The sequence below is a fragment of the Flintibacter sp. P01028 genome, assembly GCF_041925235.1.
GTDB lineage: Bacteria > Bacillota > Clostridia > Oscillospirales > Oscillospiraceae > Lawsonibacter > Lawsonibacter aceti.
This window is the reverse complement of the sequence record NZ_JBHEVC010000005.1, coordinates 1-24,966: the sequence shown is the minus strand read 5'-3', so window position 1 is coordinate 24,966 and position 24,966 is coordinate 1. Positions and strand designations below refer to the sequence as shown.

The window sequence follows — 24,966 nt, the reverse complement described above, 5'->3', positions numbered from 1 at the left end:
CACCCCGTTCATAGCGCGGGGCGGCCTTCTTTTTCATGCCTGCGCTTCAAAGACTTTGGCGAACTCCTGTCCGTCCATGGTCTCGTGCTCCAGCAGGTACTGGGCAATCGTGTCCAGTTCCTTCCGGCGCCGGGTGAGGATATCCTCGCACCGGGTGTAGGCCCGGTCCACAATGGCTTTGACCTCCTGGTCAATCTGACCGGCCACCTCCTCCGAGTAGGTGCGGGCCTGGGCCATAGAGCGGCCGATAAAGATCTCGTCACTCTCGTTGCCATAGGCGATGGTCCCCAGCTTGTCGCTCATGCCGTACTTGGTGACCATGGCCCGGGCGGTCTGGGAGGCTTTCTGGATGTCGCTGGAGGCGCCGGTGGAGATATCTCCCAGCACCAACTGCTCGGCCACCCGGCCGCCCAGGCAGACGGCGATGCGCTCCTCCAGCTCACGGCGGGACAGATAGGCCTTGTCCTCGCTAGGCAGGGAGATGGTCATGCCGCCGGCGGGACCACGGGGGACGATGGTGATTTGATGGACTGGGTCCTGGCTGTCCAGGTCATGAATGACCACCGCGTGGCCCGCCTCGTGATAGGCGGTGAGCTTCCGGGCGTGCTCCGTGACCACCCGGCTCTTCTTTTCGGGTCCGGCGATGACCTTCAGCATGGCCTCATGGAGATCGGACATGGTGATGAACCGCTTGTCCTCCCGAGCGGCCAGCAGCGCCGCCTCGTTGAGCAGGTTTTCCAGGTCGGCGCCAGTAAAACCGGCAGTGGACCGGGCAATCTGGTTGAGAGATACGTCCTCTGCCAAGGGTTTCTTCTTGGCGTGGACCTTCAGGATCTCCTCCCTGCCCTTGATATCAGGCAGACCCACATAGATCTGCCGGTCGAACCGGCCGGGGCGGAGGAGGGCGGGGTCCAGGATATCCTGGCGGTTGGTGGCCGCCATGACGATGACCCCCTCGTTAGAGCCAAAGCCGTCCATTTCCACAAGCAGCTGGTTTAAGGTCTGCTCCCGTTCGTCGTGGCCGCCCCCCAGGCCGGCGCCGCGCTGACGGCCCACGGCGTCGATCTCATCAATAAAGACGATGGCGGGGGCGTCTTTCTTTGCCTGATCGAACAGGTCCCGGACCCGGCTGGCGCCCACACCCACATACAGCTCTACAAAGTCGGAGCCGGAGATGGACAGGAAGTGGACTCCCGCTTCACCGGCCACAGCCTTGGCAATCAAAGTCTTGCCGGTGCCCGGAGGGCCCACCAGCAGTACGCCCTTGGGGATGCGGGCCCCCAGAGCGGTGAATTTCTGGGGGTCACGGAGGAACTCCACAATCTCCTGGAGTTCCTCCTTCTCCTCCTCGGCCCCGGCCACGTCGTCAAAGGTGACCTTCTTCCCCTGGTCCGACAAAGTCTTGGTCCGGGCATGGCCAAAGCGGGAGGCGCCAGGTGCGCCTCCTCCGCCCCCCATGCTGGCCATCCGCTGACGGTAGAGGACAAACAGCAGAAAGCCCACAGAGAGCAGGACGATGAGGGAGGGCAGCCAGTTGTACCACCAGGAGTTGGCCAGTCCAGGGGGATAGTCATAGCTCTCCAGGATGCCGGCGGCCAGTTGGTCGTCAATGAGCTCACGCATATCCATATAGAAGTAGGTGAGGGCCTGGTCGGACATCTCATAGGTGACCGTGGTGGTCTGGTCACCCTCGCCTCGAAGCGTCAGGCGCAGGGTGTTGTCCTTCAGGGTGAAGGACTGGACCTGCTCCTGGAGGAAGTAGGACCGGATCTGACTGTAGGTAGGGGCCTCCGTCCGGTTCATCTGCTGAAGGCTGGTGACAGCGAAGACCATCAACAGGATGACCAGCAGATAGAGGGTCAGGTCGCGGGAGCTCATTCGTTTCATAATGGGATCATGTCCTTTCCGGCGGCAGAGATCCACAGGGAGGGTCCGCCAAAACACTCCCCTTGGCTGCGCGGAGGTGGGGGAACAGGGGGCTATCCACCATATACCTCCGGTTTCAGAATGCCGATATAAGGCAGATTGCGGTATTTTTCCGCATAATCCAGCCCATAGCCCACCACAAAGGCATCTGGGATGGTGAAACCGGAGTAGTGGACCTCCACAGGCTTTACCCGGCGATCTGGTTTATCCAGCAGGGTGCATAGACGAATGGAGGCGGGATGCCGATGTTCCAATATTTTTAGCAGGTAGCTTAAGGTGTTGCCGCTGTCCAGAATATCCTCCACTACAATGATGTGGCGGCCGGAGATGTCTTCAGACAGGTCCTTGGTGATCTGTACCTGCCCGCTGGAGGAGGTGCCCTTTCCATAGGAGGAAACGGACATGAAGTCCAGGGTGCAGTCCAGATCGATGGCCCGGCATAGGTCAGCCATAAAAATAAAGGAGCCTCGGAGCACACTGATGAGCATGATCTCCTTGCCAGCGTAGTCCCGCTCGATTTCCTGGGCGATCTCGTTGACCCGAGTTTTCAGCTGCTCCTCGCTGAACAAAACTTCCTGGATATCTTTCTCTAGCATAAGGCAATTCTTCCTTTCCAGTTTATTCCTCCGGACGGCGCAGCCGGGTCAGGGAGATGTGCCATGACCTTTCACCCGGCTGGGGAAGGCAGGCGGCATCAGGACCGAGCCCGGCCACGGCGGCTACAACCCCGTTCTGGGCAAAGACCGGCACCTGGTTCCGAAGGTGCCGGGGCACCTTTTCGTCCACAAACCATTTTTTGATGGATTTGCCCGGCCGCCCCAGGAGAGTCAGCCGGTCCCCTGTCTGGCGGGGGCGGACAGTAAGGGAGGACACAGCCTCCTGGCTTAAATAGAACTCCAGGGGACCCTGGGGCTGGCCGATATACCGCTCCGCCCCACAGACCACCTGCCAGTCCCCGACCCGGATCTCGCCGGGAAGGGGCAGATGGATTGGCTCCATCGGCGGAGGGCTGCTCCGACGGGCGAGGACCAGCAATCCATACTCCCTCCGTGCGGTAAGGCCCCAGGGCAGGTCCAGCCGGGCGGAGGGGCGGGGCGAACGGCACAGGTCCAACAGGGCGTGGAGATGGACAGCCCCACAGTCCTGGTCGCCCCCGTTGAGCTGGCCCAACAGGACTCTAATAGTCCGGGCGGCCACGGGATCCGGCAGGTCTAACAGTGTCTGTACAGGGATGGACAGGCAGTCCCCACTCTGTTGGGCCTGACCGGCCTGGTCCCGGGCCAGGGAGGTGAGATAGTCCTCATCCGCCCGAAGAAGGGCGGCGTTGTCCGCCAGCCGAGCGGCAAAATTGGGGAACAGTCCCTCCAGCACAGGCATTATCTGGTGCCGGATTCGGTTGCGGCTATAACTGTCATCCTGGTTGGAGGAGTCCTCCACATGGGGCAGGCCGTAGTAGGCCAGATAGTTTTCCACCTGCCGCCGGGTGGTGGTGAGCAGGGGGCGGATCACGCCGTCCCGTGCCGGTGGGATGCCGCCCAGTCCCCGAAGCCCGGTGCCCCTGGCCAGGTGAAACAGGATGGTCTCCCCGTTGTCGTCGGCGGTGTGGGCGGTAGCGATCAGGGTGGCGCCTGCCTGTTGAGCGGCCCGGTGGAGAAAGGCGTAACGCATCTGACGGGCGGCCTCCTCCGTCCCAATTCCCATTTGTGCGGCCTGGGCAGACACGTCGCCGGAGCCGGAAAACAGGGGGACAGCGGGGAGCTGAGAGCCGTCGGGCAGGCGCTGAGGACCGCAGCAGAGGGCTACGAACTGGGCCACGAAATCGGCGTCCCGGCGGGACTCCTCCCCCCGAAGCTGGTGGTCAAAGTGGGCGGCGGACAGGGTGAAGTCCAGCTCCGCCCGAAGATGATACAGGGCGTGGAGCAGGCAGACGGAGTCGGCCCCGCCGGAGACCGCGCACAGCACATGGCTGCCGGGGGGGATCAGGCCCAGGTGGGCAATGAATTTTTCCATGGACTCCATCAAAGCTGATCCTCCTGGCGGCGGCTCAATATTCTGAGTGCTGCCACTCCATGTCGCTGAAAGTAGTGAACTGGGGCTGCCACTGGAGATAGACGGTGCCCGTCTCCCCGTGGCGGTTCTTGGCGATGATGCACTCGGCCTCATTGGGATTTTCTGAGTCCTTGTTGTAGTAGCCGTCCCGGTAGAGGAACAGTACGATGTCAGCGTCCTGCTCGATGGCGCCCGATTCCCGGAGGTCGGACAGCATGGGCCGCTTGTCGGTGCGGCCCTCGTTGGCGCGGGAGAGCTGGGACAGGCACAGGACGGGCACATTCAGCTCCTTGGCCATGATCTTTAAGGAGCGGGAGATGTCGGACACGATCTGCTGCCGGTTGTCCCCAGAACGGCTCTTGCCTCCGGCGGACTGCATCAATTGAAGGTAGTCGATGACCACCAGGCCCAGGTCCTCCACCCGACGGCACTTGGCATTGATATCGGCCACGGTGACAGTGGAGTCGTCGTCAATCAGAATGGTGGACCGGCTGAGGGAGTCAGCGGCGGCTGCCACGCTCTCCCAGTCCTCCTCTGTCAGCTTCCCGGTGACCAGCTTCTTGTTGTCAATAAAGCACTCGCTGGCGATGAGGCGGAGGGCCAGCTGTTCCCGGCTCATTTCAAGGGAGAAGAAGGCCACTTTTTTTCCCGATTTTTTGCCCGCGTCCAGCAGAATATTCAGGGCCATGGAGGTCTTGCCCATGCCGGGCCGGGCGGCCAACAGGATGAGGTCGGATTTGTTCAGTCCGGAGATGGCCCGGTCCAAATCCTTCAAACCGGTGGACAGGCCGGGAACGGCGCTGTCGCTGGCGGCTAACTCGCTTAACCGGTCGTAGACATCGAACAGCACGTCGGAGATGGGGGTGAGCCCACGGGAGGAGCGGCCCTGGCGGATGGCGTAGATACGTTGTTCCGCCGCCTCCAGGATATCCTGCCCGGTGTCAGTGCCCTGGTGGATCATCTCCGTCAGGTCGCCTGCGGTTTCGGCCACCCTGCGGAGCAGCGTCTTATCCTTGATGATATCGATGTACTCTTTGACATTGGCCGCCGTGGGAGTGATGTCGATGAGCTGAAGCAGATAGCTCCGGGACTGGTCGGTATAGTAGCCGTGCTGCTTCATGTTCTCCAGCACCGTCACCGGATCAATGGTGAGGGAGTAGTTGAACATGGAGTAGATGGTCTCGTAAATTTCACGGTTCTGACGGAGGTAGAAGTCGTCGGGCCGCAGCTTGTCGATGACCTCAGGCACGCACTGGGGATCAAACAGGATAGAGCCCAGCACAGCCTGCTCCGCCTCCACCGAGTGGGGCAGTTGCTTTATCAGAAGCTCGTTGTCATCCAGAGCCAAAGGACTCCACCACCTTTCATTGGGACAGTCTATGGGCGGGAGTTGGACATCCCGCCGCGTAAGAGCCAAGGCCCTTGAAAATCTCCTTTTACAGACCTCTGGCCGGCCCTTTCATCGACCGGCGCAGGAAAAATTTTAGATTGACCCTGTCCTCCGACCACTGTCGCGCTATGGCCACAGCCGCAGAGGAGAGGGGAAAAGGGGGTTACGCCTCACTGACTGCCACATTGACCGTGCCGTTGACCTCATAGCCCAGCTTGGCCCGAATCTGATAGCCGCCGCATGCCTTGATGGGCTCGTCCAGAACCAGCTTGGCCTTGGCAATGGTGATGCCATGCTGGTCTGCCAGGGCCTCGGAGACCTCCTTGGCGGTGACGGCGCCGAAGAGCCGTCCGCCCTCGCCGGCCTTGGCGGCGATTTTGACAGTCAGCCCCTCCAGCTTTTTAGCCGTGGCCTCGGCCTCCGCCTTTTCAGCGGCCTCCTGGGCCTTCCTAGCCTTCTCCTGCTGCTTCATGGTGTTCAGATTTTCGGCGGTGGCGATGACCGCCAGCTTTTTGGGGAGCAGAAAATTGCGCGCGTAGCCGTCGGACACATCCACTAGCTGGCCTTTCTTGCCCTGGCCCTTCACGTCCTGCTGAAGAATAACTTTCATACGGTTCATATCCTTTCTGTGAGTCCGCCCCGGTGGGGCGGGAGTGGTTGTTTACGAGTCCAGATACCGGTCGATGGCCTGGGCCAGCTCGGCCGCCACTTCCTCCAGGGATTTGCCGGTGACCTGGCCGCCCGCGGCGGCGGCGTTTCCGCCCCCACCCAGTTGTTCCAGAATGACCTGGACATTGGTTTCTCCCATAGAACGGCCCGAGATGTTCACCTGCTCCCCATCCTTGGAGAGCACAAAGGAGGTGTCGATGCCGATGATATTCAGCAGCTCGTCCGCCGCCTGGGCCGCCACCACCCGGTTCACAGGGGCGGAGGAGACCGCGACGGCGATATGGTCCCGATACAGCCGGGCGTTCTGGATGATGGAGTACTTGGCGATGGTTCCCGCCAGGTCGTTCTGAAAGAGCTTTTTCACCTCGGCGGTGTCGGCGCCGGAGCGGCGAAGGAAGGCCGCCGCCTCAAAGGTGCGTCCGCCAGTGCGCATGGTAAAGTTCTTGGTGTCCAGCACGATGCCCGCCAGCAGGGCCTCCGCCTCGGCCCGGAGAAGCTGGTTGGGCTCCATAATGTACTGGAGCAGCTCCGTGACAAGTTCAGAGGCGGAGGAGGCGTAAGGCTCGTGGTAGTTGAGCGCGGCCCCCTCGATATAGGTGGCGGCCCGGCGGTGGTGGTCGATGACCGCCACCCGGTTGCAGGACTGGAGCAGCTCCTCCGCCTGGACCTGCTCGGGTCGATTGGTGTCCACCACAACAGCCAGGGACCGGGTATCGGCGATGAGCAGGGCATCCTGTGGGGCTAGGAAGCAGTCCTGGTACTCCGGCAGGGTGGACAGCCGATCAATGAGCTCCTGGGCGGGGGGAGACCCCGGATCCCGGATGATATGGGCAGGGGTCCCGTTTTTCCGGCACAGGGCACACACGCCGGCGGCGGCGCCCACAGCATCGTTATCCGGGAATTTGTGGCCCATGATGAACACCTGGGAGGAGTCGGAGATCAGAGAGGACAGGGCGTTGGCCATGACCCGACTCTTTACCTTGGTCCGCTTCTCCGTCTCCTTGGAGCGGCCACCATAGAACTCGAAGGTAAACTTGTTGCGGATGACTGCCTGGTCGCCTCCGCGGGACAGGGCCATGTCGATGGATAGATTGGCGAAGGACATGAGTTCCTTGTAGGAGTCCCCGTCCTTGCCGATACCGATGGACAGGGAGGCGTTGATACCGCTGGGATTGACCACCTGATGGACGGTGTCCAGCACATCAAATTTCCGCTCCACAAATTGGTCCAGGTACTGCTCCTCAAAGAGAAACAGGTACCGCTCCCGCTGGTAGCGGCGGAGCAGGCCTCCGGTCTGGGCCACCCATTCATCCAGCCGGTTGTCGATCTCAGCCAGGATGCTGGATCGCTCATTCTCCGTCAGGTTCTTCATCAGGTCCTCGTAATTGTCGATGAGCAGAACGGCCGCCACCGGCCGGGAGGCGTTGAATTTGTCCCGTATCAGGCAGAACTCGGTGATATCCACCCAATAGGTGGTGGCTAGAAAGCCGCCCCCCCGGCCGCCGGTGCGGACCAGGTGGCCAAAGACCCAGAAGCGCCGTCCGCCGTACTCCACTTCGGTGGGGCATTCACTCTTGCCCTCCATGAGCCACCGAGTGTCAAAGCCGGGGATTAGGGAGGCCAGCTTGGCATCAAACATATGCTCCCGCTGTCCCTGGCCGGTGAGCTGGAGAAAGCGGTCGTTGGTCCAGATAATATCGTCGCTCTCCGGCCGGAAAATAATCATGGGCAGGGGAGAGTTGACCATGGTGTCCTTGGTGGCGGTATCCACCGTACCGGTGACACTGTCCAGATATTTTCCGATCTCCCGACGCCGGCGGCGGCTGTTTTCCCGGTTATACAGGCCAAGGCCCAGGACAATGACCAGCTCTGTCACCGCCAGGGGGACGGAATAGAGGGCGGACAGCAGGGCGAAGACGATCAGACAGACGAAGTAGAGCTGCAGCCTGGGCTGAAACAGCTGGGCGATCTTACGGTTCAAAAGAGATTCCTCCTCCCAGGAAATGCCCCGCCAGCGTCACGCAGAGGCGGGGCGATCAAGACGAGATCACTCCAAAACGAGGTAAACAAAGATATTTTATTATAGCAAATAAACGGCGGGAAAACAAGAGCAAAAGGGGGCTGTCCATCAGAACCGTCCGAACGATATTTTTGTTGCGCCAAAAGGAAAAGACTGTTATAATAAAAAGCACATCAACAAAAGCTTAGGAGGGATACACCAATGGTAGATATCAAAATTACCCGCGCCTCGGTGCTGAAGGAAAAGCCCGCTTCCTCCACCCTGGTGTTCGGCAAGAGCATGACGGACCATATGTTTATTGTGGACTATGACGAGGGCCAGGGCTGGCACGATCCCCGCATCGTTCCTTACGGCCCCCTGCAGATTGACCCCGCCGCCAAGGTCCTGCACTATGCGGAGGAGATCTTCGAGGGCCTGAAGGCTTACCGCACCGCCGACGGCACTATCCAGCTGTTCCGGCCCCTGGACAACATTGCCCGGATGAACAAGTCCGCCGAGCGTCTGTGCCTGCCTCAGATTCCTGAGGAACTGGCCCTGGCCGGCATCACGGAGCTGGTCAAACTGGAGCGGGACTGGGTCCCCCATGAAGAGGGCACCTCCCTGTATATCCGGCCCTTCATGATCGGTACGGATCCCGCCCTGGGGGTCCACAGCTCCCACCATGTCCAGTACATCGTTATCGTCTGCCCGGTGGGCGCCTACTACCCTGAGGGGCTGGCTCCTGTCAAGATCTATGTGGAGAGCGAGGACGTGCGTGCCGTCAAGGGCGGCACCGGCATGGCCAAGACCGGCGGCAACTACGCCGCGTCTCTCCGGGCCGGCGACCGGGCCGAGAAGCAGGGCTACAGCCAGGTGCTGTGGCTGGACGGCATCCACCGCAAGTACATCGAGGAAGTGGGCGCTATGAACGTCATGTTCAAGGTGAACGGCAAGATCCTCACCCCCGACCTGAACGGCTCCGTGCTGGACGGCATCACCCGTCGCTCCTGCATCCAGCTGCTGAAGGACTGGGGCTACGAGGTGGAGGAGCGCCGCATCTCCTATGAGGAACTGTTCCAGGCCGCCGAGGATGGCACTCTGGAGGAAGCCTGGGGCACCGGCACCGCCGCCGTGGTCTCCCCCATCGGCGAGCTGGCTATGGAGGGCAAGAAGGTCACCATCAGCGGCAATCAGATCGGTGAGCTGACCCAGAAGCTGTACGACAATTTGACCGGCATCCAGTGGGGCCGCCTGGCCGATCCCCACAACTGGATCATGAAGCTGTGATTTGAGCCAAGTTAGGGGTCCGGTGAATACCGGGCCCCTTTTCAAAAGATAGGAGTGTTTCAAATGGGTAAACTGGATGGAAAGACAGCCTTAATTACCGGAGCCTCCAAAGGCATCGGAGAGGGCATCGCCCGCACCTTTGTCAAGCACGGCGCCAGAGTGGTGCTGGCCGCCCGCGGCCAGGGGGTGGAGGATATGGCCGCCCAGCTCCGCGCCGAGGGAGCCCAGGCTGTGGCCGTCCGCATGGATGTGTCCGATATGGACAGCGTCCGTGCCGGCTATGAGGCGGGGGTGAAGGAGTTTGGCCAAATCGATATTCTGGTGTCCAACGCGGGCATCTGCCGCCTGGGGGACTTTCTGACCCAGAGCGACGAGGACCGGGATGCCCACCTGGACATCAACGTGAAGGGGGCCTGGAACACCTGCAAGGCTGTGCTGCCCGGTATGGTGGAGCGCAAGTGGGGCAAAATCGTCATCATGTCCTCCGTCACCGGCGATATGGTAGCCGATCCGGGGGAGGCGGCCTACGCCATGAGCAAAGCCGCCCTGGTGGGGCTGACCAAAGCCCTGGCACGGGAGTTCGCTCCCTATGTCAATGTCAATGCCATCTGCCCAGGCTATGTCCTGACCCCAATGGTCCGGGGGATGGCGGACCAGTCCTGCCCGGAGAACCCCCAGTCCGTCATTGATGGCATCGCCGCTTCCATTCCCCTGGGGCGGCTGGCCGATCCCAGGGAGGTGGGCGAGCTGGCCGCTTTCCTGTCCAGCGACGAGGCCAGCTACCTGACCGGCGCCCAGTTCGTCATCGACGGGGGCTCTACCCTGCCGGAAACGAGTACCATGGGCGTGTAGACAAGCGGGAACCAAAGGGCGGCCCCTCTGCCATCCGAATAGAGGGGCCGCCTTTTCGCGGAGGAAAAGATGAAACTGAAGTTTGAACCTGTGACAGAAAAAAACAGAGCGCAGGCATTGAGGCTCCATGGAGCTCCTGGACAGGAGGGGCTGGTAGAGCCAGTAGAGCAGTGTTTGGCAGAGGCAGAGCAGTGGAAGGGCTGGCGGCCTGTCCTGATTTTAGACGGAGAGCGCCCCGTAGGATTTGCGATGTATGGGAAGTTTCCGTTAGAGAGTTTTCCCTTTGGGCGGGTGTGGCTGGACCGCCTGTTGATTGCGGGGGAACACCAGGGCAGGGGATATGGAAAGGCGGCTTTGGCCGGCCTGATCCAGCGTCTCCGGGAGGAGTACCGCTGTAAAAAAATCTATTTGAGTATCGTGGAAGGAAATTGGGCCGCGGCGGAGCTGTACCAGAAGTTCGGATTTCGTTTTACAGGAAAGAGAGATCCCCACGGGGAACAGATCATGGTGTACCTCTGTCCCAGAAAATAGAAAAAGAAATGGGCCATACCATGTTGTATGGCCCATTTTCTCCCAAACAGTCAGGCACCGAGGCTGGCGATAAACTGTCGGGCCACCCGGGGGGTTCGGCCGGAGTGGCGGATTTCCCAGGCCATCGCCTGAGCGTGGAGCTGTTCCCGCTCCATCTGGACCCCCGCCTGGTCGGCCAGATGGTCCACCAGGGCCAGAAAGCCGGCCTTGTTCATCGTCAGGTAGGGGATACGCAGGCCGAAGCGCTCGGCCAGGGCGGTCTTTTCCGAAATCGTCTCAAAGGTGTCCACCTCGTCCCCAGCCCGGTCGGTAAAGGTCTGACGGACCAGGTGGCGGCGATTGGAGGTGGCGTAGATCGCCACATTGACAGGCCGCTTCTCCAGACTGCCCTCCAGGATAGTCTTCATAGAGGAGTAGGTCTTGTCATCCTGGTCAAAGGCCAGGTCGTCGATGAACAGAATGAACTTCTGCCGCCGGGAGGCCAGAGAGCGGATCAGGCTGGGAAGGCCGGTGAGGTTCTCCTTCTGAATCTCAATGAGCCGCAGGTCCTCCATGCCGGGCAGGTAGAGCATGGACTTGACGGTAGCTGACTTGCCGGTTCCTCCGTCGCCAAATAGAAGGACATTGTTGGCCTGACGGCCGGAGAGGAGCAGCCGGGTGTTCTGCTCCACCTGCTCCCGCTGAAGCTCGTAGCCCAGCAGGTCCTGGGGCTGGGGGCAGTCCGGGTCGGCCACGGGGATGAGCTGCCCATCCTCCCACAGGAAGGCACGATACCTGGCATAGAGCCCGGCGCCGTGCTCCCGATAGAACTGGGTGAGGGAGTCAAAGTCGAAGGGGGCGGTGGCGCTCCACCGGGGCAGCCCTGCTAGAGCGGGGGACCAGTCGCCGGATAGCAGCGCCTTCATGGCGCCGATATACCGGTCGCAGTCCGTCTGGGCTAACAGTACCAGAGTGCCTACGTCCCGTCGGGCGGCGTTCTCCAGGGCCGGGTCGGCGCCCCCCCGTTCGGCCAGTAAAGCATAGGGGGATTCGGTGTACCGAAGCTGGTCCCAAAGCCAGTCCCCCAGACCGGTAAAGCCTTCCCGGCGCAGATAGTAAAACAGGGCGGTGTAGTCGTCCACGGCCTCCTCTCCCTGGCCGCCAGCTAGGTGGTCCAGCAGATGGACCATATGGGCCATCACCGGCAGCTCCTTCAGTTCGCGGTAAGCGGAAAGGCCCCGAAGGGCGGCCCGCAGCGCCGTCAATTCCATAGTGATCTCCCCATTCCAAGGTTTTTTCCTATTTTAATAGGGAATGGGCGGCCTTGTCAACCAGGGAAGGGTATGATAAAATAACTAGATATTTGTGAAGCGGCCCGCGCGTCTTTTACGGCCGTGGACATTGGAGGATATATGGTATCTATTGGAGGAATCAAAATAGACACCCCCCTGGCCCTGGCCCCCATGGCGGGGGTGACAGACCTGGCCTTCCGTACCATCTGCCGGGAGCAGGGGGCGGGACTGACCTGCACCGAGATGGTCAGCGCCAAGGCCCTGTGCTACCAGGACAAGAAGTCCATCCCTCTGCTCCAGCTGGGGGACGGAGAGAGCCCCGCTGCTGCCCAGATCTTCGGCAGTGACCCGGTGTGCATGGAGGAGGCGGCCGCCATTGCCCATGAGGTGTCCGGGGCCGATTTTATCGACATCAACATGGGCTGTCCTGTCCCCAAGGTGGCTAACTCCGGAGACGGCTCCGGGCTGATGCGGGACCCAGACAAGGCGGTAAAGGTGGCTGAGGCGGTCATCCGGGGAGCGGGCTGCCCTGTCACGGTCAAATTCCGCTTAGGCTGGGATAAGGGCTCCATCAACTGTGTGGAGTTCGCCAAGGCTATGGAGGCGGCCGGTGTGGCCGCCGTAGCAGTCCACGGCAGGACCAGGAATCAGATGTACGCAGGGACCGCTGACTGGGACTGGATTCGAGAGGTAAAAAAAGCGGTGGAGATTCCAGTCATCGCCAATGGCGACGTGTTTCGTCCGGAGGACACCCCCCGTATTTTGAACTATACCGGGGCGGACATAGCCATGATCGGCCGGGGGGTGTTCGGCAACCCCTGGCTCTTTGCCCAGTGCCGGGCCGCTCTGGAGGGCCGGCCCATCCCGGAGATACCCCCCCTGGCCCAGCGGTGCGACACCGCCGTGCGCCAGTTTGAGCTATCGGCGGCCAACAAGGGGGAGAAGATCGCCTGCCTGGAGGCCAGGCGGCACTATGCCTGGTATCTAAAGGGTGTCCCCCATGCGGGTTATTACAAGGAACAGATTGTGAAGATCACCACCCTGGAGGACGTGTACCGGGTGACCAGGGGGATCAAGCGGGACCTGTGTTGAAGAGGGCAGCGGTATGGTGCTTTTGATTGCGGGCAGTACCCACACCGGCAAGACGCTGCTGGCCCAGCGGGTGCTGGAGGAACGGGGCTGGCCCTATCTGTCCCTGGACCATCTGAAAATGGGACTGATCCGGAGTGGTCTGACCTCGCTGACGCCGGACAGCCCGGACAAGGAGCTGACCGCCCTTCTCTGGCCGGTTGCACGGGAAATGATCAAGACGGCCATTGAAAACGGGCAGAATCTGGTGGTGGAGGGGTGCTACATTCCCTGCGACTTTACGAAAGATTTTGTGCCGTACTACCTAGATCAGCTCCAGGCTATCTGGCTGATCTTCAGCCGGCGGTATATCTGGGAGCGCTTCGACCAGATTCTGGCCTGTGGCGGTGCCATCGAGCGGCGGCTGGACCCGTCCCTGGACCGGGAGGCCCTGGAGTGGGAGAATGAGGAGAATCTGCGGGCCTGTCAGCAATATGGTCATCCCTATGTGCTGATAGACAGGGAGTATGAGATAGACCTGGAGAAAATACTTTGATGAAAGAACTGTGAGTTGGGAGGGAGCGGAGATGTCCGACCAGGACCTTGTGGCAAGGGCCAAAGCCGGCGACCAGACTGCTTTTGAGCGGCTGGTGGTGGACAATCAGAATAAGGTCTACTCCCTGTGCGTGCGGCTGACAGGGGACCGGGAGGAGGGAGCCGACCTGGCCCAGGAGGCATTCCTGAGGGCATGGCAGGCCCTGCCGTCCTTCCAGGGGGAGAGCAGCTTCTCCACCTGGGTCTATCGGCTGGCCACCAACGTGTGTATCGACTTCTTGCGAAGGCAGGCCCGCCGCCGGGAGGTGGCGCCGGTTCAGTCCATCGATGATGAGGAGCTTTCCTGGACAGAGCCTGCCGATTGGGAGCAGGACCCACACCGCCAGTTGGAGAGGGCGGAGCTGAACCGGGCGGTGTCCCAGGGGCTGGAGCGGTTGCCCGACCACCACCGGCAGGTGCTGGTTATGCGGGAGCTGTCCGGACTGAGCTATCAGGAGATCGGTGACGCCCTGGCCCTGGATCTGGGGACCGTAAAATCCCGCATCGCCCGGGCCCGGCTGGCCCTGCGAAAAATTTTGCTGGAAGATGGGAACTTTTCCGATTCGCCCACGTCTAAACCATCGAAAGGAACAGAAGGGAGGTGACCCGGCATGGAAAATTGCGAAACATATCTGGAGTGGATCTCCGCCCATCTGGACGGGCAGCTGTCCGACGAAGAGGAACGGGAGCTGGAGGAGCATTTGGATCAATGCCCCACTTGCCGGGCCATTGAGGAGCGGCTTGCCGCTCTGCACGACTCGTTCCAGGGCTTAGAGGATATCCCTGCCCCTGAGGGATTCACTCAGGGCGTCATGGACCGAGTTCGGGCAGAGCAGTCCAGGCCAAAGGTGGTCCCCTTATTTAAGCGGCCCCAGTTCAAGGCGCTGGCCGGACTGGCCGCCTGCGCCGCCCTGTGTATCGGCCTGTACCGCGGGGGCCTGTGGGACCGGGCCGCCGACAATCAGTTAAGCGTTGCGAGCGCCACGGATCTGTGGCAGGAGGAGCCCCAGGTGAATATCAGCCTGTTCGAAGCCGATGATCCCCAGAGCGCGGAGTCGGAGAACAGTGGGGCGGAGGGCCAAGAGAGAAGCGAACCGGGTGGACAAACGGATATTTCCCCCTATGGGGCGGAGCTGGACGAGAGCGCACAGTCCCCCGCGCCAGACAGCGGAGTGTCGCCCGACCTCCGCTCGGAATCGCGGGAACAGGAGCCATCCGATGTAGGGGCCTCCAAGGTGGACGCATTGGAGAGAGGTGTTCCGGAGGAAAACGTCTCTGGGAATGGGACTCCCTCGATGCTCCAGACTGCCCCCGGCCCGATGTATGAGGTAGCGGGCCAGACGGTGGCCGCGGTGCTTACCCTGGACCGTCTGCCCGAGGGCTGGGAGGATGTTCTGGGTGAGACCCCAGAGTGGCTGACCGATGAGGCCGGCCGCCCCTGCTGTTTTATTACAGCGGCCCAGCTAGAGGGGCTGGCTGCCCTGGCCCAGCAGGAGGAGAGCGGCAGCGCGCTGGCGGGCCAAACGGATCAGGACCAGCTCTGCGCCCTGGTGCTGCTTGAAGGACAGTGACACACTTTGATTTATGACCTCCGGTTTCGACCGGAGGCCATTTTTTTGCCATTTCTGGAGAACGCGGGAGAAAATGGAGGATTTTAGACGATTTGGGCACTTTTCACGAAAAATAGTGAGAACTCCCGGCGGGCACTGGGGAAAGAGCTGCTCCCATGCCAAAAAAACAGTTGTCAGAGAGACGAATTTAATGTATAATGACTAACAGCATGTAACGCCTCACAGGGGCGGAGCAATAGTCCAACACATAAGGAGTGGAAACAAGATTATGAGCTATTCTGTACAAAACATTCGAAATGTCTGCCTGCTGGGCCACGGCGGGAGCGGAAAGACCGCTCTGGCGGAGAGCCTGCTTTATATGACTGGCGCCCTGGACCGGATGGGCAAGTCTGTGGACGGGAATACGGTCTGTGACTATGACCCGGAGGAAGTCAAGCGTCAGATCTCCATCTCTCTGGCGGTCGCTCCCCTGGAGTACAAGGGCTGTAAGATCAATGTGCTGGACGCCCCCGGTGGCTTCGACTTTGCCGGTGAGGTGATGGAAGCCCTGCGGGCCGCTGACGCCGCTATCATCGTCTGCTCCGCCAAGGACGGCATCTCCGTGGGACTGGAGAAGGCGTGGAAATACTGCGAGGAGCGGAATATGCCCCGCTTCATCTACATCTCCAAGACGGACGAGGAGAACTCCGACTACAACGCCACCTTTGAGGCCCTGCGTGAGAAGTACGGCAACAAGATTGCCCCCGTGGTGGTCCCCATTTGGAATGAGGGCAAGAAAGTCACCGGTATCATCGACGTGCTGAACAAGCGGGCCTATGAGATGCAGAACGGCAAGCGGGTGGAGATCGACATTCCTGAGGGCAAGGAGGCGGTCATCACCGAGTTTAACGACGCGCTGAAGGAGTCTGTGGCCGAGACCAGCGAGGAGTTTATGGACAAATTCTTCGGCGGAGAGGATTTCACATACGCTGAGATGATCCAGGGCCTGCGTCAAGGCGTGCGGGAGCTGTCTCTGTTCCCCGTGCTGTGCGGTTCCGCCGTCAACACTATGGGTTCTCTGATGCTGATGGACTATATTGTGGATCTGCTGCCTAACCCCATGGAAGGTAACTACCACAAGGCCACCCGTCAGGACGGCGAGACCGAGCCCTTCGTGGTGTCCCCCGGCGGCGTGCCCACCGCTTTTGTGTTTAAGACCGTGTCCGACCAGTACGGCAAGTACTCCTATATCAAGGTGTTGTCCGGCGTCATCACCTCCGATTTGACATTGGTCAACGCCCGCACTGGCGCCAGCGAGAAGCTGGGCCGCCTGTATGTTATGCGGGGCAAGAAGGCCGAGGAGGTCAAGGAGCTGGGCTGCGGCGACATCGGCGCCATCGGCAAGATGGAGAAAGTCAAGACCGGCGATACCCTGTGTGACCCCCGGAAGGTGGTAGCCCTGAAGCAGATTCCCTTCGCTGAGGCCTGTTACTCCGTGGCCATCGCCCCCAAGACCCGGGGGCAGGAGGACAAGGTGGCTCAGGGCCTGAACCGGCTGAATGAGGAAGATCCCTCCTTCTATGTGGTGAACAACGCCGAGACCCACCAGATGGTCATCTACGCCGCCGGCGACATCCAGGTAGACGTGCTGGTTTCCAAGCTGAAAAGCCGTTTCAACGTGGATGCTGAATTGAAGGCGCCCCGCGTGCCCTACCGGGAGAAAATTCGCAAGACGGTCCAGAAGCAGGGCCGGCACAAGAAGCAGACCGGCGGCTCCGGACAGTTTGGTGACGTATGGATCCGCTTTGAGCCCAACCTGGAGGAGGAAGAGATGGTCTTTGCCGAGGAGGTCTTCGGCGGCTCCGTGCCCAAAAACTTCTTCCCCGCTGTGGAGAAGGGTCTGCGTGAGGCCTGCGTCCACGGCCCCCTGGCCGGCTATCCAGTGGTCAACCTGAAGGCCGTGCTGTATGATGGAAGCTACCACCCTGTGGACTCCTCTGAAATCGCCTTCAAGACCGCTGCCCAGCTGGCCTATAAGGCGGCTATGCCTGAGGCCAACCCTGTGCTGCTGGAGCCTGTGGGTGAGCTGAAGGTCACCGTGCCTGACAGTTACATGGGCGATGTCATCGGCGATTTGAACAAGCGCCGAGGCCGTGTCATGGGCATGACCCCCACTGAGGGCGGCGAGCAGGTGATCGAGGCCGAGGTACCCATGGCTGAAATGACATCCTATGCGATTGACCTGCGGGCGATGACTCAATCCCGCGGCTCCTATGTGTTCCACTTTGTCCGCTACGAGGACTGTCCCCCTGCGGCTCAGGAGAAGGCCATCGCCGCTGCCAAGGCCATGGCTGAAGAATAAGGTGATTACAATGTCCGCCCCTTTCTGGGCGGACATTGTTTGGCTGGCAGTCAGGGTGGGCGCTTCAATGGCATAAATTCGGAGCGGAGCGAAGAATTTTCGGAAGGAGAGCTTTACCCGCATGACATGAGGATCGGAAAAGAAAGAGGACCCGCCGGCATAGCCGTGAAGGGGACTGCCCCCGCAGCCCAGGGGAAGGCCGGCGGCGCCTGCAGGGACGAAAACCAAATAGAAACTCCCGCCCTATGACAGGGCGGGAGTTTCTATTTGGGATATCTTTTATGATATAAAATAGAAAAAGTTCAGAAGTAAAAAGACTGCCAGAGAAGGCAATCACCCCAGAGCCCGGCGGGGCTCAGGCCTCCTGATACAGCTCCAGGACCGCCCCATCCTTCCAGACAAAGGCCAGCCGGTCCCCCTTGCCATTGGCGTCCATAGGACCACAGATGACGCTGTCGGCGTCGGCGATGTACTTCTCCAGGTCGTCCACCTTATAGGCCACATGGGGGAGGTGGTGGAGCACCTCGGGGAATGGGGTGCCCTCCTCAAACTTCAGATACTCGATCTTGTAGTCGTAGTCGTCCACGTTGCTGACCCAGAACTTGGCGCCCTCGTTGTATGTCATATTGGGCTTACGGTTAGTGATGGGGATACCGATGTGCATATACTCAGCGGACATAAGAGTTCCTCCTATCCTATTTGTATTCCAAACTTAGGCGTGTTTGACGGTCTCATACACCTCGTAGGCCTGCTGGGGGGTATAGCCCTCGTGGACCACCTTGCCGATGGCCTGGGCCATGCCGGCGGGGCAGTCGGACTGGAAGATGTTGCGGCCCATGTCCACCCCGTGGGCCCCCTCCTGGATGGCCTTGTAGGCCATCTCCAGGGCCTCCAGCTCGGGCAGCTTCTTGCCGCCGGCGATGACGATGGGCACCGGACAGGCGGCGGCTACCCGCTCGAACCCGTCGCAGTAGTAGCTCTTGACGAGGTTGGCGCCGTTCTCGGCCAGCACGCGGGTGGCCAGTTGGAAGAATTTTTCCGTGCGTTCCATCTGCTTGCCTACGGCCACCACACCCAAGGTGGGTATGCCGTAGCGGGTGCCGGCGTCGGCGGTGCGGCACAGCAGCTCCAGAGAGCGGGACTCTCCGGGGGCGCCAATGAAGGTCTGCACCGCCACGCAATCCGCGTTCATGCGAATGGCGTTTTCCATATCACAGGCGAAACCGCCGCCGTTGGACATCTCGTCAAACAGGACGGTGGTGTCATAGGTCACCCGGACGCACTTGGCTACCTGGTTAGCGGGGGAGACGCAGGAGCGGATGACGCCCTTGGTGCCCATGAGCACGTTGACATGGGGGATGAGGGGCGGGATGACCAGGTCGATGCGCTCCAGTCCGGCGGTAGGGCCCATGATATAGCCGTGGTCAAAGGCCAGCATGACGGTGTTGCCCGACTTGGGGTCGAATAGGCGGGCCATGCGGTTTTTCATGCCCCAGTCGCAGTGGGAAGCGCCCTTGACAAAGAATCCCTCCTGGACCTGGGGGATGTCCAGATGGTAGTCGTGGGCGGCCTTGTTTCCGATATTGTCAGCCATATCTTACTCCCTGCTGTAAGCGGGGGTGTGGCAGGGGGTGTTCCACAGGCGGATGAACTCCTCGTCCCACTTGGCGATGTTCATCTGGAAGCCGCCGGCCTCCTGAACGGTGAGGATCTCGCCCACCATGCTGGCCACCACTTCCACGCCCTTGGCCTTCAGGAACTCCACGGTGTCTTTAAACAGCACCAGCATCTCCATCATGGTGGTGGCGCCACAGCCGTTGATCATAACGAAGGCCTTGTCCCCTTCCTTCAGCTCCAGCTTCTTGCACAGGGCCTCAGCCACGGTGGCAACCGTGTCCTTGGAGGACATCATGGGCACCCGGACGCCGCCGCCCTCGCCGTGCTGGCCGGCACCAATCTCCATTAGGTCGGTCTCGCCCAGGTCGCCGAAGGACATCCCGTTCTGGGGGTGAGTGGCGTCGGTGGACTTGACGGTGACAGAGGCCATGCTGTCGGCATAGCGTTGGGCGATGTCGGCCACCTCGTCCAGGCTCTTACCCTCCCGGGCCGCGGCGGCCGCGATGTGGTACAGGGCAACAGCGCCGGCCAGTCCGCGCTTGTTGTCCTCTCCGTTGGGGTCGTACTGGATCTCCTCGCCGGTGACTACCTGGCGGAAGTTCAGCCCCGCCTTCTTGGCCAGCTTGATAGCCTGCTTGCCGGCAAGCTGGTCGCCGGCGTAGTTCAGGGTGAGGAGCAGTACGCCATGGCCTTTGTCAGCCAGCTTCATGGCATCGAACACCAGCTGGCCATTGGGAGCGGCAAAGATATCGCCCACGGCCTGGACATCCAGCATCCCCTTGCCTACAAAGCCGGCTTGGGCAGGCTCGTGGCCGGAGCCGCCATAGGTGACGATGGTCACCCGGTCGGCGTCTGCCAGGTCCTTGCTGATTACCAGGTGGCCGTCTACGTCCAGAATGTCGGGGTAAGCCAGGCCCAGGCCCACCAGCTCCTCGTCGGTGATGGTCTCAGGGGCGTTGATGAATTTTTTCATTTTCATATGGAATCCCTCCTGTTCAAAATTGAGGATTATTCGTTTACATCTGGGCCAGACCCTGGAAGAAATAGGCCATGGAGGCGGCCCCGGCGTCCGGGGTTCCGATGGTCTGTGTGCCGTAGCTCTTGGCCCGGCCGAATTTGGAAACAAACTGGCGGGTAGCCTCCGCACCCTGGACCGCTGCCTGGGCGGCGGCAGTGAACAGCTCGTTCTCGTCGCTGCCAGGATAGGCGGCGATGGCCTGGCTGGCTGGGATCAGAGCGTCCATCATGGTCTTATCCCCCACCTTCGCTCCGGACATGTCGTCTAGCTCGGTAAAGGCACGGGCAAAGATGGCTTTAATGCCCGCCACGTCGATCTCGTCTCCTTCGGGGGCCTCCTCCTGCATTCCGTCCAACCAGGTGTTCCACAGTGGGACGGCACTGCCGCCGTTGAGCGCCATAACAGCCGTAGCCGCGTCGTCCAGCATCGACTGGATTCCGCCTTCCGCCCCGTCTACCGCGGCGGAGATCGCTCCGGCGATCTTGGCCATAGTAAGCCCGTGGTCGGCGTCGCCGAACTTGGAGTCGATCTCGGTCAATTCAGCCTCCGCCGCCGCGACAGCGGCACAGGCGTTTTTCAGCCGATCCTGAAACTCACGTTTCGTCATCACGATGTCACCTCCTTCTGTGCGTGACCAAAAGGGTCCCGCCGTTTACATTGGATTTATTGGTTACGTCTGTGCGTAAATCCTATCGCAGAAATTAACAAAAGTCAATAATGAAACGTTTTTTCTCTATAATTTACATAGGAAATCGAAAAAAATTAGACGAAATAGACAAAAATAAAACTTCCCAGAGGAGGCTGCTCTCCTCTGGGAAGTTACATATGTTATTTATTGCTCCAGCAGGGCCTTGACCAGGCCTGTCCGGGCGACAAGATGGGTAAAAAACCCGGACTGGAGGGCACCGCGCAAGGCCCGCACACTGGTGTTGGCCGAGCACACGCCGATGAGATTGGGGCATCGCCTCAGCACGTCTATGGGGACCTGAATGGCGAAGTCCTGTTCCGACTGGATTATCTTGCCCTCCTCATTGAAATAATAGGCCAGCATCCGCCCACAGGCGCGGTGGTGCTGGAGCAGACTGCCGTACCGAACCAGGGAGGCGAAGTCAGGACTGGAGGGATAGTTTCCAATGTTGACCAGTGCGGTATCGATCTGTTCCCATTGTTGGTAGATCTGCCGATAGACCTCCGTGGAGCAGAGCAGCTGCTTTTCCTCCAGGCTGTCGGGCAGGGCCGGAAGATAGAGAAAGTGAGGGGCGGCACCCAACTGCTGGGCCATCAGCCGGACGTTTTCGTTGGACTGATAATTCCGGGCTGGGATACTGGCGTTGCCCACCAGAGGGCAGATGTCGGTGACGCCGCTGTGGGGCTGAGGATTTTCTTCCAGCCAGGTCACCAACTGTCCGATCAAGTGCCCCCAGCCCACACCCAGGCGATGGGCACCGAGCTGTCCCAGCAGTTCAACGGCCCCCTTGGAGAGGGTCTGATTGGTGGCGTCGTCGTCCTCGCCGTCCTCTACCAGGACACCGCCCCGGATGGAACTAGACAGCCGGAGCCGGTCCAGCAGACTCGCCGCCTTCGCCCCAGGCTCATGGATGGTGATCTCCACCACCCCCAGCTCCCGCGCGTCAGAGAGCATCCGGCTGATGAGAGGACGGGATACCCCCAGCTCTCGGGCGATATCGCTCTGCTTCTGATCCTCCAGATAATACCTGCGGGCTACGTAAGCCAAGCGGGCCCGTTTTTCTTGACTTATTTTCACGACTATACCTCTTTTGCCGAAAAGTGTTACATATGTTACTTATAGCACAAAAGAGGCCCGCTTGCAACGACAAAGTACAAGATGGGACAAAATGTCTGACAGGAGACTTTATTCACATCATGCCAGACCAGGCCAGAAAATGATCGGGCTCTGCCAGGATTTGCTCCAGGGACTGGAAAAAGAGATGGCAGTGATAGCCGTCCGCCGCCCCATGGTGGACCTGGAAGGTAAAGGGCAGGATGATGTTGCCCTGCCGCTCCTGAAATCTGCCCCAGACAAACATGGGGCGAAGGAAGTTTAGACTGCTTTTCATCTGAAAGGAGAGGCCGGTGTAGGAGAACCAGGGGACACAGGAGAGCAGCACAGAGTCTTCCCGGCTGGCGGTCAGCGTCCCATCCGCTTCAAAGCGGTCCAAAGCCGCTGACATGGCGCGATAAAAGGCGGAAAAGTCCCGGTCATATTCCGTGTTCAGGCTGGCCATGTTGTGGGAGCGCCGGTCCAGCACCGTATACTCCGCATGGACGAGATCATAGAATCCAGGACGGCCTTGTGGGTCGAGCCCCATACGGAACTCCTTGTGCTGGTTGACCGCGGTGACCACCGCCCAGACAAGGGAGGGATAAAATCGAAGGCCCCTGGCCTTGACATAGGAATGGAACCGGGTGATAGTTAGCTCTCGCGTCAGAGCAAAGCTGCAGTCAAGGCCGAGAAATTCCTCGAATATAGCCCGCCGGTCCCAACGCTCCAGATCGATGGGAGAAAACAAGCCCCTCACTCCTTCCCGCTGTCCCAGCGCCAGCCCGCCGGGACCTCACGTTGGTAGGCCAGGCGGGGAGAGCCGTCCTCCATCCAGACGGTGCCGCACAAGGTGAAGCCATTTTTGTCTAACACCCGCTGCATGGGGCGGTTGGCCGGGTGGGTGTCGATGCGTACGCTGCCGCCCCGCTCCAGGCACCAGAGGAGGCACCGGGAGGCTACGCCCCGGACCTCTCCCCGGCTGGCTACTCGGTGGACGGCCCAGTAGGGCCGGTCGTTGAGCCAGGCACCCTGAATGACCTGGTAATCCGGGTCGTCCCAGCACATGGCGGCAAAGACGCCCTGGATGCGGCCATCCAGGACACAGACATGGCAAAACCCCTGACGGATATCGTCCTGGACCAGATCTTCCGGTGGATAGACATCCCGCCACTGGTCCGGGTTGCCCGCCTGTGCCATGAAGCGGCGGGCGATGGCGTAGATCTCCAAAATGTCCGGCAGATCGGACGGAACGGCGCGACGAATCATGGAAAGGCCCCCTATCATTTCAGTTTGTTTACTCATTATACTATGTTTTAACTACCTCGTACAGCGGCGATGGGGAAATTTTGCGGCGGAGAGAGACCTTGCGTCTTTACCAGTTCCCCCTTGTGTGGTATACTGATTTCAAATGGGTCCCGGCAGGGGCCGGAAGGAGGACAGGACATGGAGCTGACCGAGAGAACGGTAAGCAGCCAGACGATCTTTCAGGGCAGGATCATCCGGGTCGACATGGACCAGGTGGAGCTGCCCGACGGGAAAACGGCGGACCGGGAGGTCGTCTACCATCCGGGCGGGGTGGCTGTCCTGGCATTGGACAGGGACAACAGCGTGAGCCTGGTCCGCCAGTTCCGCTACCCCATCCGGCAGGAGCTGCTGGAACTGCCCGCGGGCAAGCTGGACCACGGGGCGGAGGAGGACCGTCTGCTGGGGGCAAAGCGGGAGTTGAGCGAGGAGACGGGGCTGGAGGCTGAAAAGTGGACATATCTGGGCTATACCCTGGCGTCGCCCGGCTTCTGTGACGAGGCTCTGCATATGTATCTGGCCCAAGGGCTGACACGCAAAAAACAGCACCTGGATGAGGACGAGTTTCTGGATGTGGTCACCATGCCTTTCCAGCAGCTGGTGGAGCAGGTGATGGACGGCACCATCACAGACGCAAAGACCGTGGCTACCACTCTGAAAGTAAAGGTGCTGCTGGGCCTGTGAGAGACCGGCGGCATTTGCGAGAAAGAGAAGGAGGGGATCTTGTGGGCAAAACCATCTTGATTGTAGAGGATGAACAGAATATCGTGGATATCCTGTCCTTCAACCTGAGCCGGGAGGGCTATGATACCCTGGAGGCATACGACGGGCCCGCCGGCTTACAGCTGGCCCTGGAAAATGACCCGGACCTGATCCTGCTGGATCTGATGCTGCCCGGAATGGACGGCTTTGAGGTGTGCCGGAAGGTGCGGGAGAGCGGGTCTGCCGCCCCTATCATCATGCTCACTGCCAGGGAGGAGGAAGCGGACAAGGTCCTGGGGCTGGAGCTGGGGGCGGACGACTATATCACCAAGCCCTTCTCCATGCGGGAGCTGCTGGCCCGGGTCAAGGCCAATATCCGGCGGGTGGCCATGTCCCCCGCTGTCCCCGCGGCACAATCCGGCCTTGGCACGATTAAGGCGGGCAGAGTCAATATTGACCGGGACCGTGCCACCGTATTCAAGGATGGGCTCCCCTTGGAGTTGAGCCAGAGAGAGTACGATCTGATCTGTTTCCTGGCTGCCCAGCCCGGGAAGGTCTTTTCGAGGGAGGCCCTGATGGAGCATGTATGGAATTATGAGGGCTATGTAGGCGACGTTCGGGCGGTAGACGTGGCGATCCGCCGCTTACGAGAGAAGATCGAGGACGATCCGGCCAACCCCGAGTTCATCCGCACCAAGCGGGGAATGGGCTATCTTTTCGGCGAGTGAGATTACAGTGCCGGCCCCATAAGAGCGAGGGAGGAATGCCCGCCAGGGCGTTCCGAGGAAAGCGGACTTTGGGAGAGAAAGCCGCCGAAGGCGGCAGACCGAAGCGGAGCCCAGCGAAGCGGGTCCGGTTCGGAGAGGAGGAACAAGGGAGCGAGGGAGGAATGCCCGCCAGGGCGTTCCGAGGAAAGCGGACTTTGGGAGAGAAAGCCGCCGAAGGCGGCAGACCGAAGCGGAGCCCAGCGAAGCGGGTCCGGTTCGGAGAGGAGGA

The 24,966-nt window shown here is 60.6% G+C and carries 25 protein-coding genes; 11 read left to right on the top strand and 14 right to left on the bottom strand.

Features of this window, described 5'->3' with window-relative positions; genetic code table 11:
* Positions 1 to 33: 33 nt before the first annotated feature.
* The 6 genes from ftsH to ACEVJK_RS09390 all read right to left on the bottom strand — a co-directional run bounded on the left by ftsH (position 34) and on the right by ACEVJK_RS09390 (position 8,015).
* Entirely contained in the window at positions 34 to 1,887 is a 1,854-nt protein-coding gene (gene ftsH, locus ACEVJK_RS09415) for an ATP-dependent zinc metalloprotease FtsH (RefSeq protein ID WP_240288645.1), read from the bottom strand.
* A 92-nt stretch (positions 1,888 to 1,979) separates the two neighbouring features.
* Positions 1,980 to 2,522, bottom strand: coding sequence for a hypoxanthine phosphoribosyltransferase (gene hpt, locus ACEVJK_RS09410; protein ID WP_147572708.1), 543 nt, complete (start codon positions 2,520 to 2,522; stop codon positions 1,980 to 1,982).
* 22 nt (positions 2,523 to 2,544) lie between these two features.
* Entirely contained in the window at positions 2,545 to 3,945 is a 1,401-nt protein-coding gene (tilS, locus tag ACEVJK_RS09405) for a tRNA lysidine(34) synthetase TilS (RefSeq protein WP_243200940.1), read from the bottom strand.
* 25 nt (positions 3,946 to 3,970) lie between these two features.
* Entirely contained in the window at positions 3,971 to 5,323 is a 1,353-nt protein-coding gene (gene dnaB, locus ACEVJK_RS09400) for a replicative DNA helicase (protein WP_240288641.1), read from the bottom strand.
* A 205-nt stretch (positions 5,324 to 5,528) separates the two neighbouring features.
* Entirely contained in the window at positions 5,529 to 5,975 is a 447-nt protein-coding gene (gene rplI / locus ACEVJK_RS09395) for a 50S ribosomal protein L9 (protein ID WP_147572704.1), read from the bottom strand.
* A gap of 51 nt (positions 5,976 to 6,026) precedes the next feature.
* On the bottom strand, positions 6,027 to 8,015 hold the full coding sequence (locus ACEVJK_RS09390) for a DHH family phosphoesterase (protein ID WP_186852298.1): 1,989 nt from the start codon (positions 8,013 to 8,015) through the stop codon (positions 6,027 to 6,029).
* Positions 8,016 to 8,255: 240 nt separating this feature from the next.
* On the opposite strand from ACEVJK_RS09390, the gene ACEVJK_RS09385 reads away from it, so the two are divergent.
* The 3 genes from ACEVJK_RS09385 to ACEVJK_RS09375 all read left to right on the top strand — a co-directional run bounded on the left by ACEVJK_RS09385 (position 8,256) and on the right by ACEVJK_RS09375 (position 10,703).
* On the top strand, positions 8,256 to 9,320 hold the full coding sequence (locus ACEVJK_RS09385; protein WP_374740431.1) for a branched-chain amino acid aminotransferase: 1,065 nt from the start codon (positions 8,256 to 8,258) through the stop codon (positions 9,318 to 9,320).
* A 63-nt stretch (positions 9,321 to 9,383) separates the two neighbouring features.
* Positions 9,384 to 10,172, top strand: a complete 789-nt coding sequence (gene ucpA / locus ACEVJK_RS09380; protein ID WP_147572698.1) for an SDR family oxidoreductase UcpA — start codon at positions 9,384 to 9,386, stop codon at positions 10,170 to 10,172.
* Between the two features lie 69 nt (positions 10,173 to 10,241).
* Positions 10,242 to 10,703: a GNAT family N-acetyltransferase gene (locus tag ACEVJK_RS09375; RefSeq protein WP_147572696.1), complete on the top strand. Its 462-nt coding sequence runs from the start codon at positions 10,242 to 10,244 to the stop codon at positions 10,701 to 10,703.
* 50 nt (positions 10,704 to 10,753) lie between these two features.
* Here the strand turns inward: ACEVJK_RS09375 and ACEVJK_RS09370 are convergent, their stop codons facing one another.
* A complete protein-coding gene (locus ACEVJK_RS09370) occupies positions 10,754 to 11,953 on the bottom strand; it encodes an ATP-binding protein (protein WP_374740430.1) in 1,200 nt (399 codons plus the stop codon).
* A 141-nt stretch (positions 11,954 to 12,094) separates the two neighbouring features.
* On the opposite strand from ACEVJK_RS09370, the gene dusB reads away from it, so the two are divergent.
* The 5 genes from dusB (at position 12,095) to ACEVJK_RS09345 (ending at position 17,548) form a co-directional block, all read left to right on the top strand.
* Entirely contained in the window at positions 12,095 to 13,066 is a 972-nt protein-coding gene (gene dusB, locus ACEVJK_RS09365; RefSeq protein ID WP_374740429.1) for a tRNA dihydrouridine synthase DusB, read from the top strand.
* A gap of 13 nt (positions 13,067 to 13,079) precedes the next feature.
* On the top strand, positions 13,080 to 13,598 hold the full coding sequence (locus tag ACEVJK_RS09360) for an adenylate kinase (protein ID WP_374740428.1): 519 nt from the start codon (positions 13,080 to 13,082) through the stop codon (positions 13,596 to 13,598).
* A 31-nt stretch (positions 13,599 to 13,629) separates the two neighbouring features.
* Positions 13,630 to 14,241: an RNA polymerase sigma factor gene (locus tag ACEVJK_RS09355; RefSeq protein WP_147572688.1), complete on the top strand. Its 612-nt coding sequence runs from the start codon at positions 13,630 to 13,632 to the stop codon at positions 14,239 to 14,241.
* 6 nt (positions 14,242 to 14,247) lie between these two features.
* A complete protein-coding gene (locus ACEVJK_RS09350; RefSeq protein WP_262669414.1) occupies positions 14,248 to 15,207 on the top strand; it encodes an anti-sigma factor in 960 nt (319 codons plus the stop codon).
* A 268-nt stretch (positions 15,208 to 15,475) separates the two neighbouring features.
* Complete coding sequence (locus ACEVJK_RS09345; RefSeq protein WP_147572684.1) at positions 15,476 to 17,548, top strand: elongation factor G; 2,073 nt, start codon at positions 15,476 to 15,478, stop codon at positions 17,546 to 17,548.
* A 355-nt stretch (positions 17,549 to 17,903) separates the two neighbouring features.
* Here ACEVJK_RS09345 and ACEVJK_RS09340 read toward each other — a convergent pair whose 3' ends face one another.
* The 7 genes from ACEVJK_RS09340 to ACEVJK_RS09310 all read right to left on the bottom strand — a co-directional run bounded on the left by ACEVJK_RS09340 (position 17,904) and on the right by ACEVJK_RS09310 (position 23,232).
* Positions 17,904 to 18,227, bottom strand: coding sequence for a hypothetical protein (locus ACEVJK_RS09340; RefSeq protein WP_186852290.1), 324 nt, complete (start codon positions 18,225 to 18,227; stop codon positions 17,904 to 17,906).
* A 33-nt stretch (positions 18,228 to 18,260) separates the two neighbouring features.
* Positions 18,261 to 19,142 (bottom strand): 3-hydroxy-5-phosphonooxypentane-2,4-dione thiolase, encoded by an 882-nt coding sequence (lsrF, locus tag ACEVJK_RS09335; RefSeq protein WP_186852289.1) that lies wholly within the window; start codon positions 19,140 to 19,142, stop codon positions 18,261 to 18,263.
* A gap of 3 nt (positions 19,143 to 19,145) precedes the next feature.
* Complete coding sequence (locus ACEVJK_RS09330; protein WP_374740427.1) at positions 19,146 to 20,144, bottom strand: dihydroxyacetone kinase subunit DhaK; 999 nt, start codon at positions 20,142 to 20,144, stop codon at positions 19,146 to 19,148.
* A gap of 37 nt (positions 20,145 to 20,181) precedes the next feature.
* A complete protein-coding gene (locus tag ACEVJK_RS09325) occupies positions 20,182 to 20,790 on the bottom strand; it encodes a DAK2 domain-containing protein (RefSeq protein ID WP_186852438.1) in 609 nt (202 codons plus the stop codon).
* A 225-nt stretch (positions 20,791 to 21,015) separates the two neighbouring features.
* Positions 21,016 to 21,948 (bottom strand): sugar-binding transcriptional regulator, encoded by a 933-nt coding sequence (locus ACEVJK_RS09320; protein WP_186852288.1) that lies wholly within the window; start codon positions 21,946 to 21,948, stop codon positions 21,016 to 21,018.
* A 112-nt stretch (positions 21,949 to 22,060) separates the two neighbouring features.
* Positions 22,061 to 22,714 carry a CatA-like O-acetyltransferase gene (locus ACEVJK_RS09315; protein WP_186852287.1) on the bottom strand — a complete coding sequence of 218 codons (654 nt, stop codon included), beginning with the start codon at positions 22,712 to 22,714 and terminating at the stop codon, positions 22,061 to 22,063.
* Positions 22,715 to 22,719: 5 nt separating this feature from the next.
* A complete protein-coding gene (locus tag ACEVJK_RS09310) occupies positions 22,720 to 23,232 on the bottom strand; it encodes a GNAT family N-acetyltransferase (protein ID WP_186852286.1) in 513 nt (170 codons plus the stop codon).
* Between the two features lie 177 nt (positions 23,233 to 23,409).
* Here ACEVJK_RS09310 and ACEVJK_RS09305 point away from each other — a divergent pair, with 177 nt between their 5' ends.
* The 3 genes from ACEVJK_RS09305 to ACEVJK_RS09295 form a co-directional block, all read left to right on the top strand.
* Complete coding sequence (locus ACEVJK_RS09305; RefSeq protein ID WP_147572670.1) at positions 23,410 to 23,952, top strand: NUDIX domain-containing protein; 543 nt, start codon at positions 23,410 to 23,412, stop codon at positions 23,950 to 23,952.
* 41 nt (positions 23,953 to 23,993) lie between these two features.
* Positions 23,994 to 24,698, top strand: a complete 705-nt coding sequence (locus ACEVJK_RS09300; protein WP_147572668.1) for a response regulator — start codon at positions 23,994 to 23,996, stop codon at positions 24,696 to 24,698.
* A gap of 68 nt (positions 24,699 to 24,766) precedes the next feature.
* Positions 24,767 to 24,966, top strand: a 200-nt coding sequence (locus tag ACEVJK_RS09295; protein ID WP_374740426.1) for a hypothetical protein, incomplete at its 3' end; no start/stop codon positions are given.

Bases quoted from the DNA above. Each gene is read 5' to 3' on its own strand.
- ftsH (WP_240288645.1), bottom strand. From the start codon at position 1,887: ATGAAACGAATGAGCTCCCGCGACCTGACCCTCTATCTGCTGGTCATC.
- hpt (WP_147572708.1), bottom strand. From the start codon at position 2,522: ATGCTAGAGAAAGATATCCAGGAAGTTTTGTTCAGCGAGGAGCAGCTG.
- tilS (WP_243200940.1), bottom strand. From the start codon at position 3,945: ATGGAGTCCATGGAAAAATTCATTGCCCACCTGGGCCTGATCCCCCCC.
- rplI (WP_147572704.1), bottom strand. From the start codon at position 5,975: ATGAAAGTTATTCTTCAGCAGGACGTGAAGGGCCAGGGCAAGAAAGGC.
- ACEVJK_RS09385 (WP_374740431.1), top strand. From the start codon at position 8,256: ATGGTAGATATCAAAATTACCCGCGCCTCGGTGCTGAAGGAAAAGCCC.
- ucpA (WP_147572698.1), top strand. From the start codon at position 9,384: ATGGGTAAACTGGATGGAAAGACAGCCTTAATTACCGGAGCCTCCAAA.
- ACEVJK_RS09375 (WP_147572696.1), top strand. From the start codon at position 10,242: ATGAAACTGAAGTTTGAACCTGTGACAGAAAAAAACAGAGCGCAGGCA.
- ACEVJK_RS09370 (WP_374740430.1), bottom strand. From the start codon at position 11,953: ATGGAATTGACGGCGCTGCGGGCCGCCCTTCGGGGCCTTTCCGCTTAC.
- dusB (WP_374740429.1), top strand. From the start codon at position 12,095: ATGGTATCTATTGGAGGAATCAAAATAGACACCCCCCTGGCCCTGGCC.
- ACEVJK_RS09360 (WP_374740428.1), top strand. From the start codon at position 13,080: ATGGTGCTTTTGATTGCGGGCAGTACCCACACCGGCAAGACGCTGCTG.
- ACEVJK_RS09355 (WP_147572688.1), top strand. From the start codon at position 13,630: ATGTCCGACCAGGACCTTGTGGCAAGGGCCAAAGCCGGCGACCAGACT.
- ACEVJK_RS09350 (WP_262669414.1), top strand. From the start codon at position 14,248: ATGGAAAATTGCGAAACATATCTGGAGTGGATCTCCGCCCATCTGGAC.
- ACEVJK_RS09345 (WP_147572684.1), top strand. From the start codon at position 15,476: ATGAGCTATTCTGTACAAAACATTCGAAATGTCTGCCTGCTGGGCCAC.
- ACEVJK_RS09340 (WP_186852290.1), bottom strand. From the start codon at position 18,227: ATGTCCGCTGAGTATATGCACATCGGTATCCCCATCACTAACCGTAAG.
- lsrF (WP_186852289.1), bottom strand. From the start codon at position 19,142: ATGGCTGACAATATCGGAAACAAGGCCGCCCACGACTACCATCTGGAC.
- ACEVJK_RS09330 (WP_374740427.1), bottom strand. From the start codon at position 20,144: ATGAAAATGAAAAAATTCATCAACGCCCCTGAGACCATCACCGACGAG.
- ACEVJK_RS09325 (WP_186852438.1), bottom strand. From the start codon at position 20,790: ATGACGAAACGTGAGTTTCAGGATCGGCTGAAAAACGCCTGTGCCGCT.
- ACEVJK_RS09310 (WP_186852286.1), bottom strand. From the start codon at position 23,232: ATGATTCGTCGCGCCGTTCCGTCCGATCTGCCGGACATTTTGGAGATC.
- ACEVJK_RS09305 (WP_147572670.1), top strand. From the start codon at position 23,410: ATGGAGCTGACCGAGAGAACGGTAAGCAGCCAGACGATCTTTCAGGGC.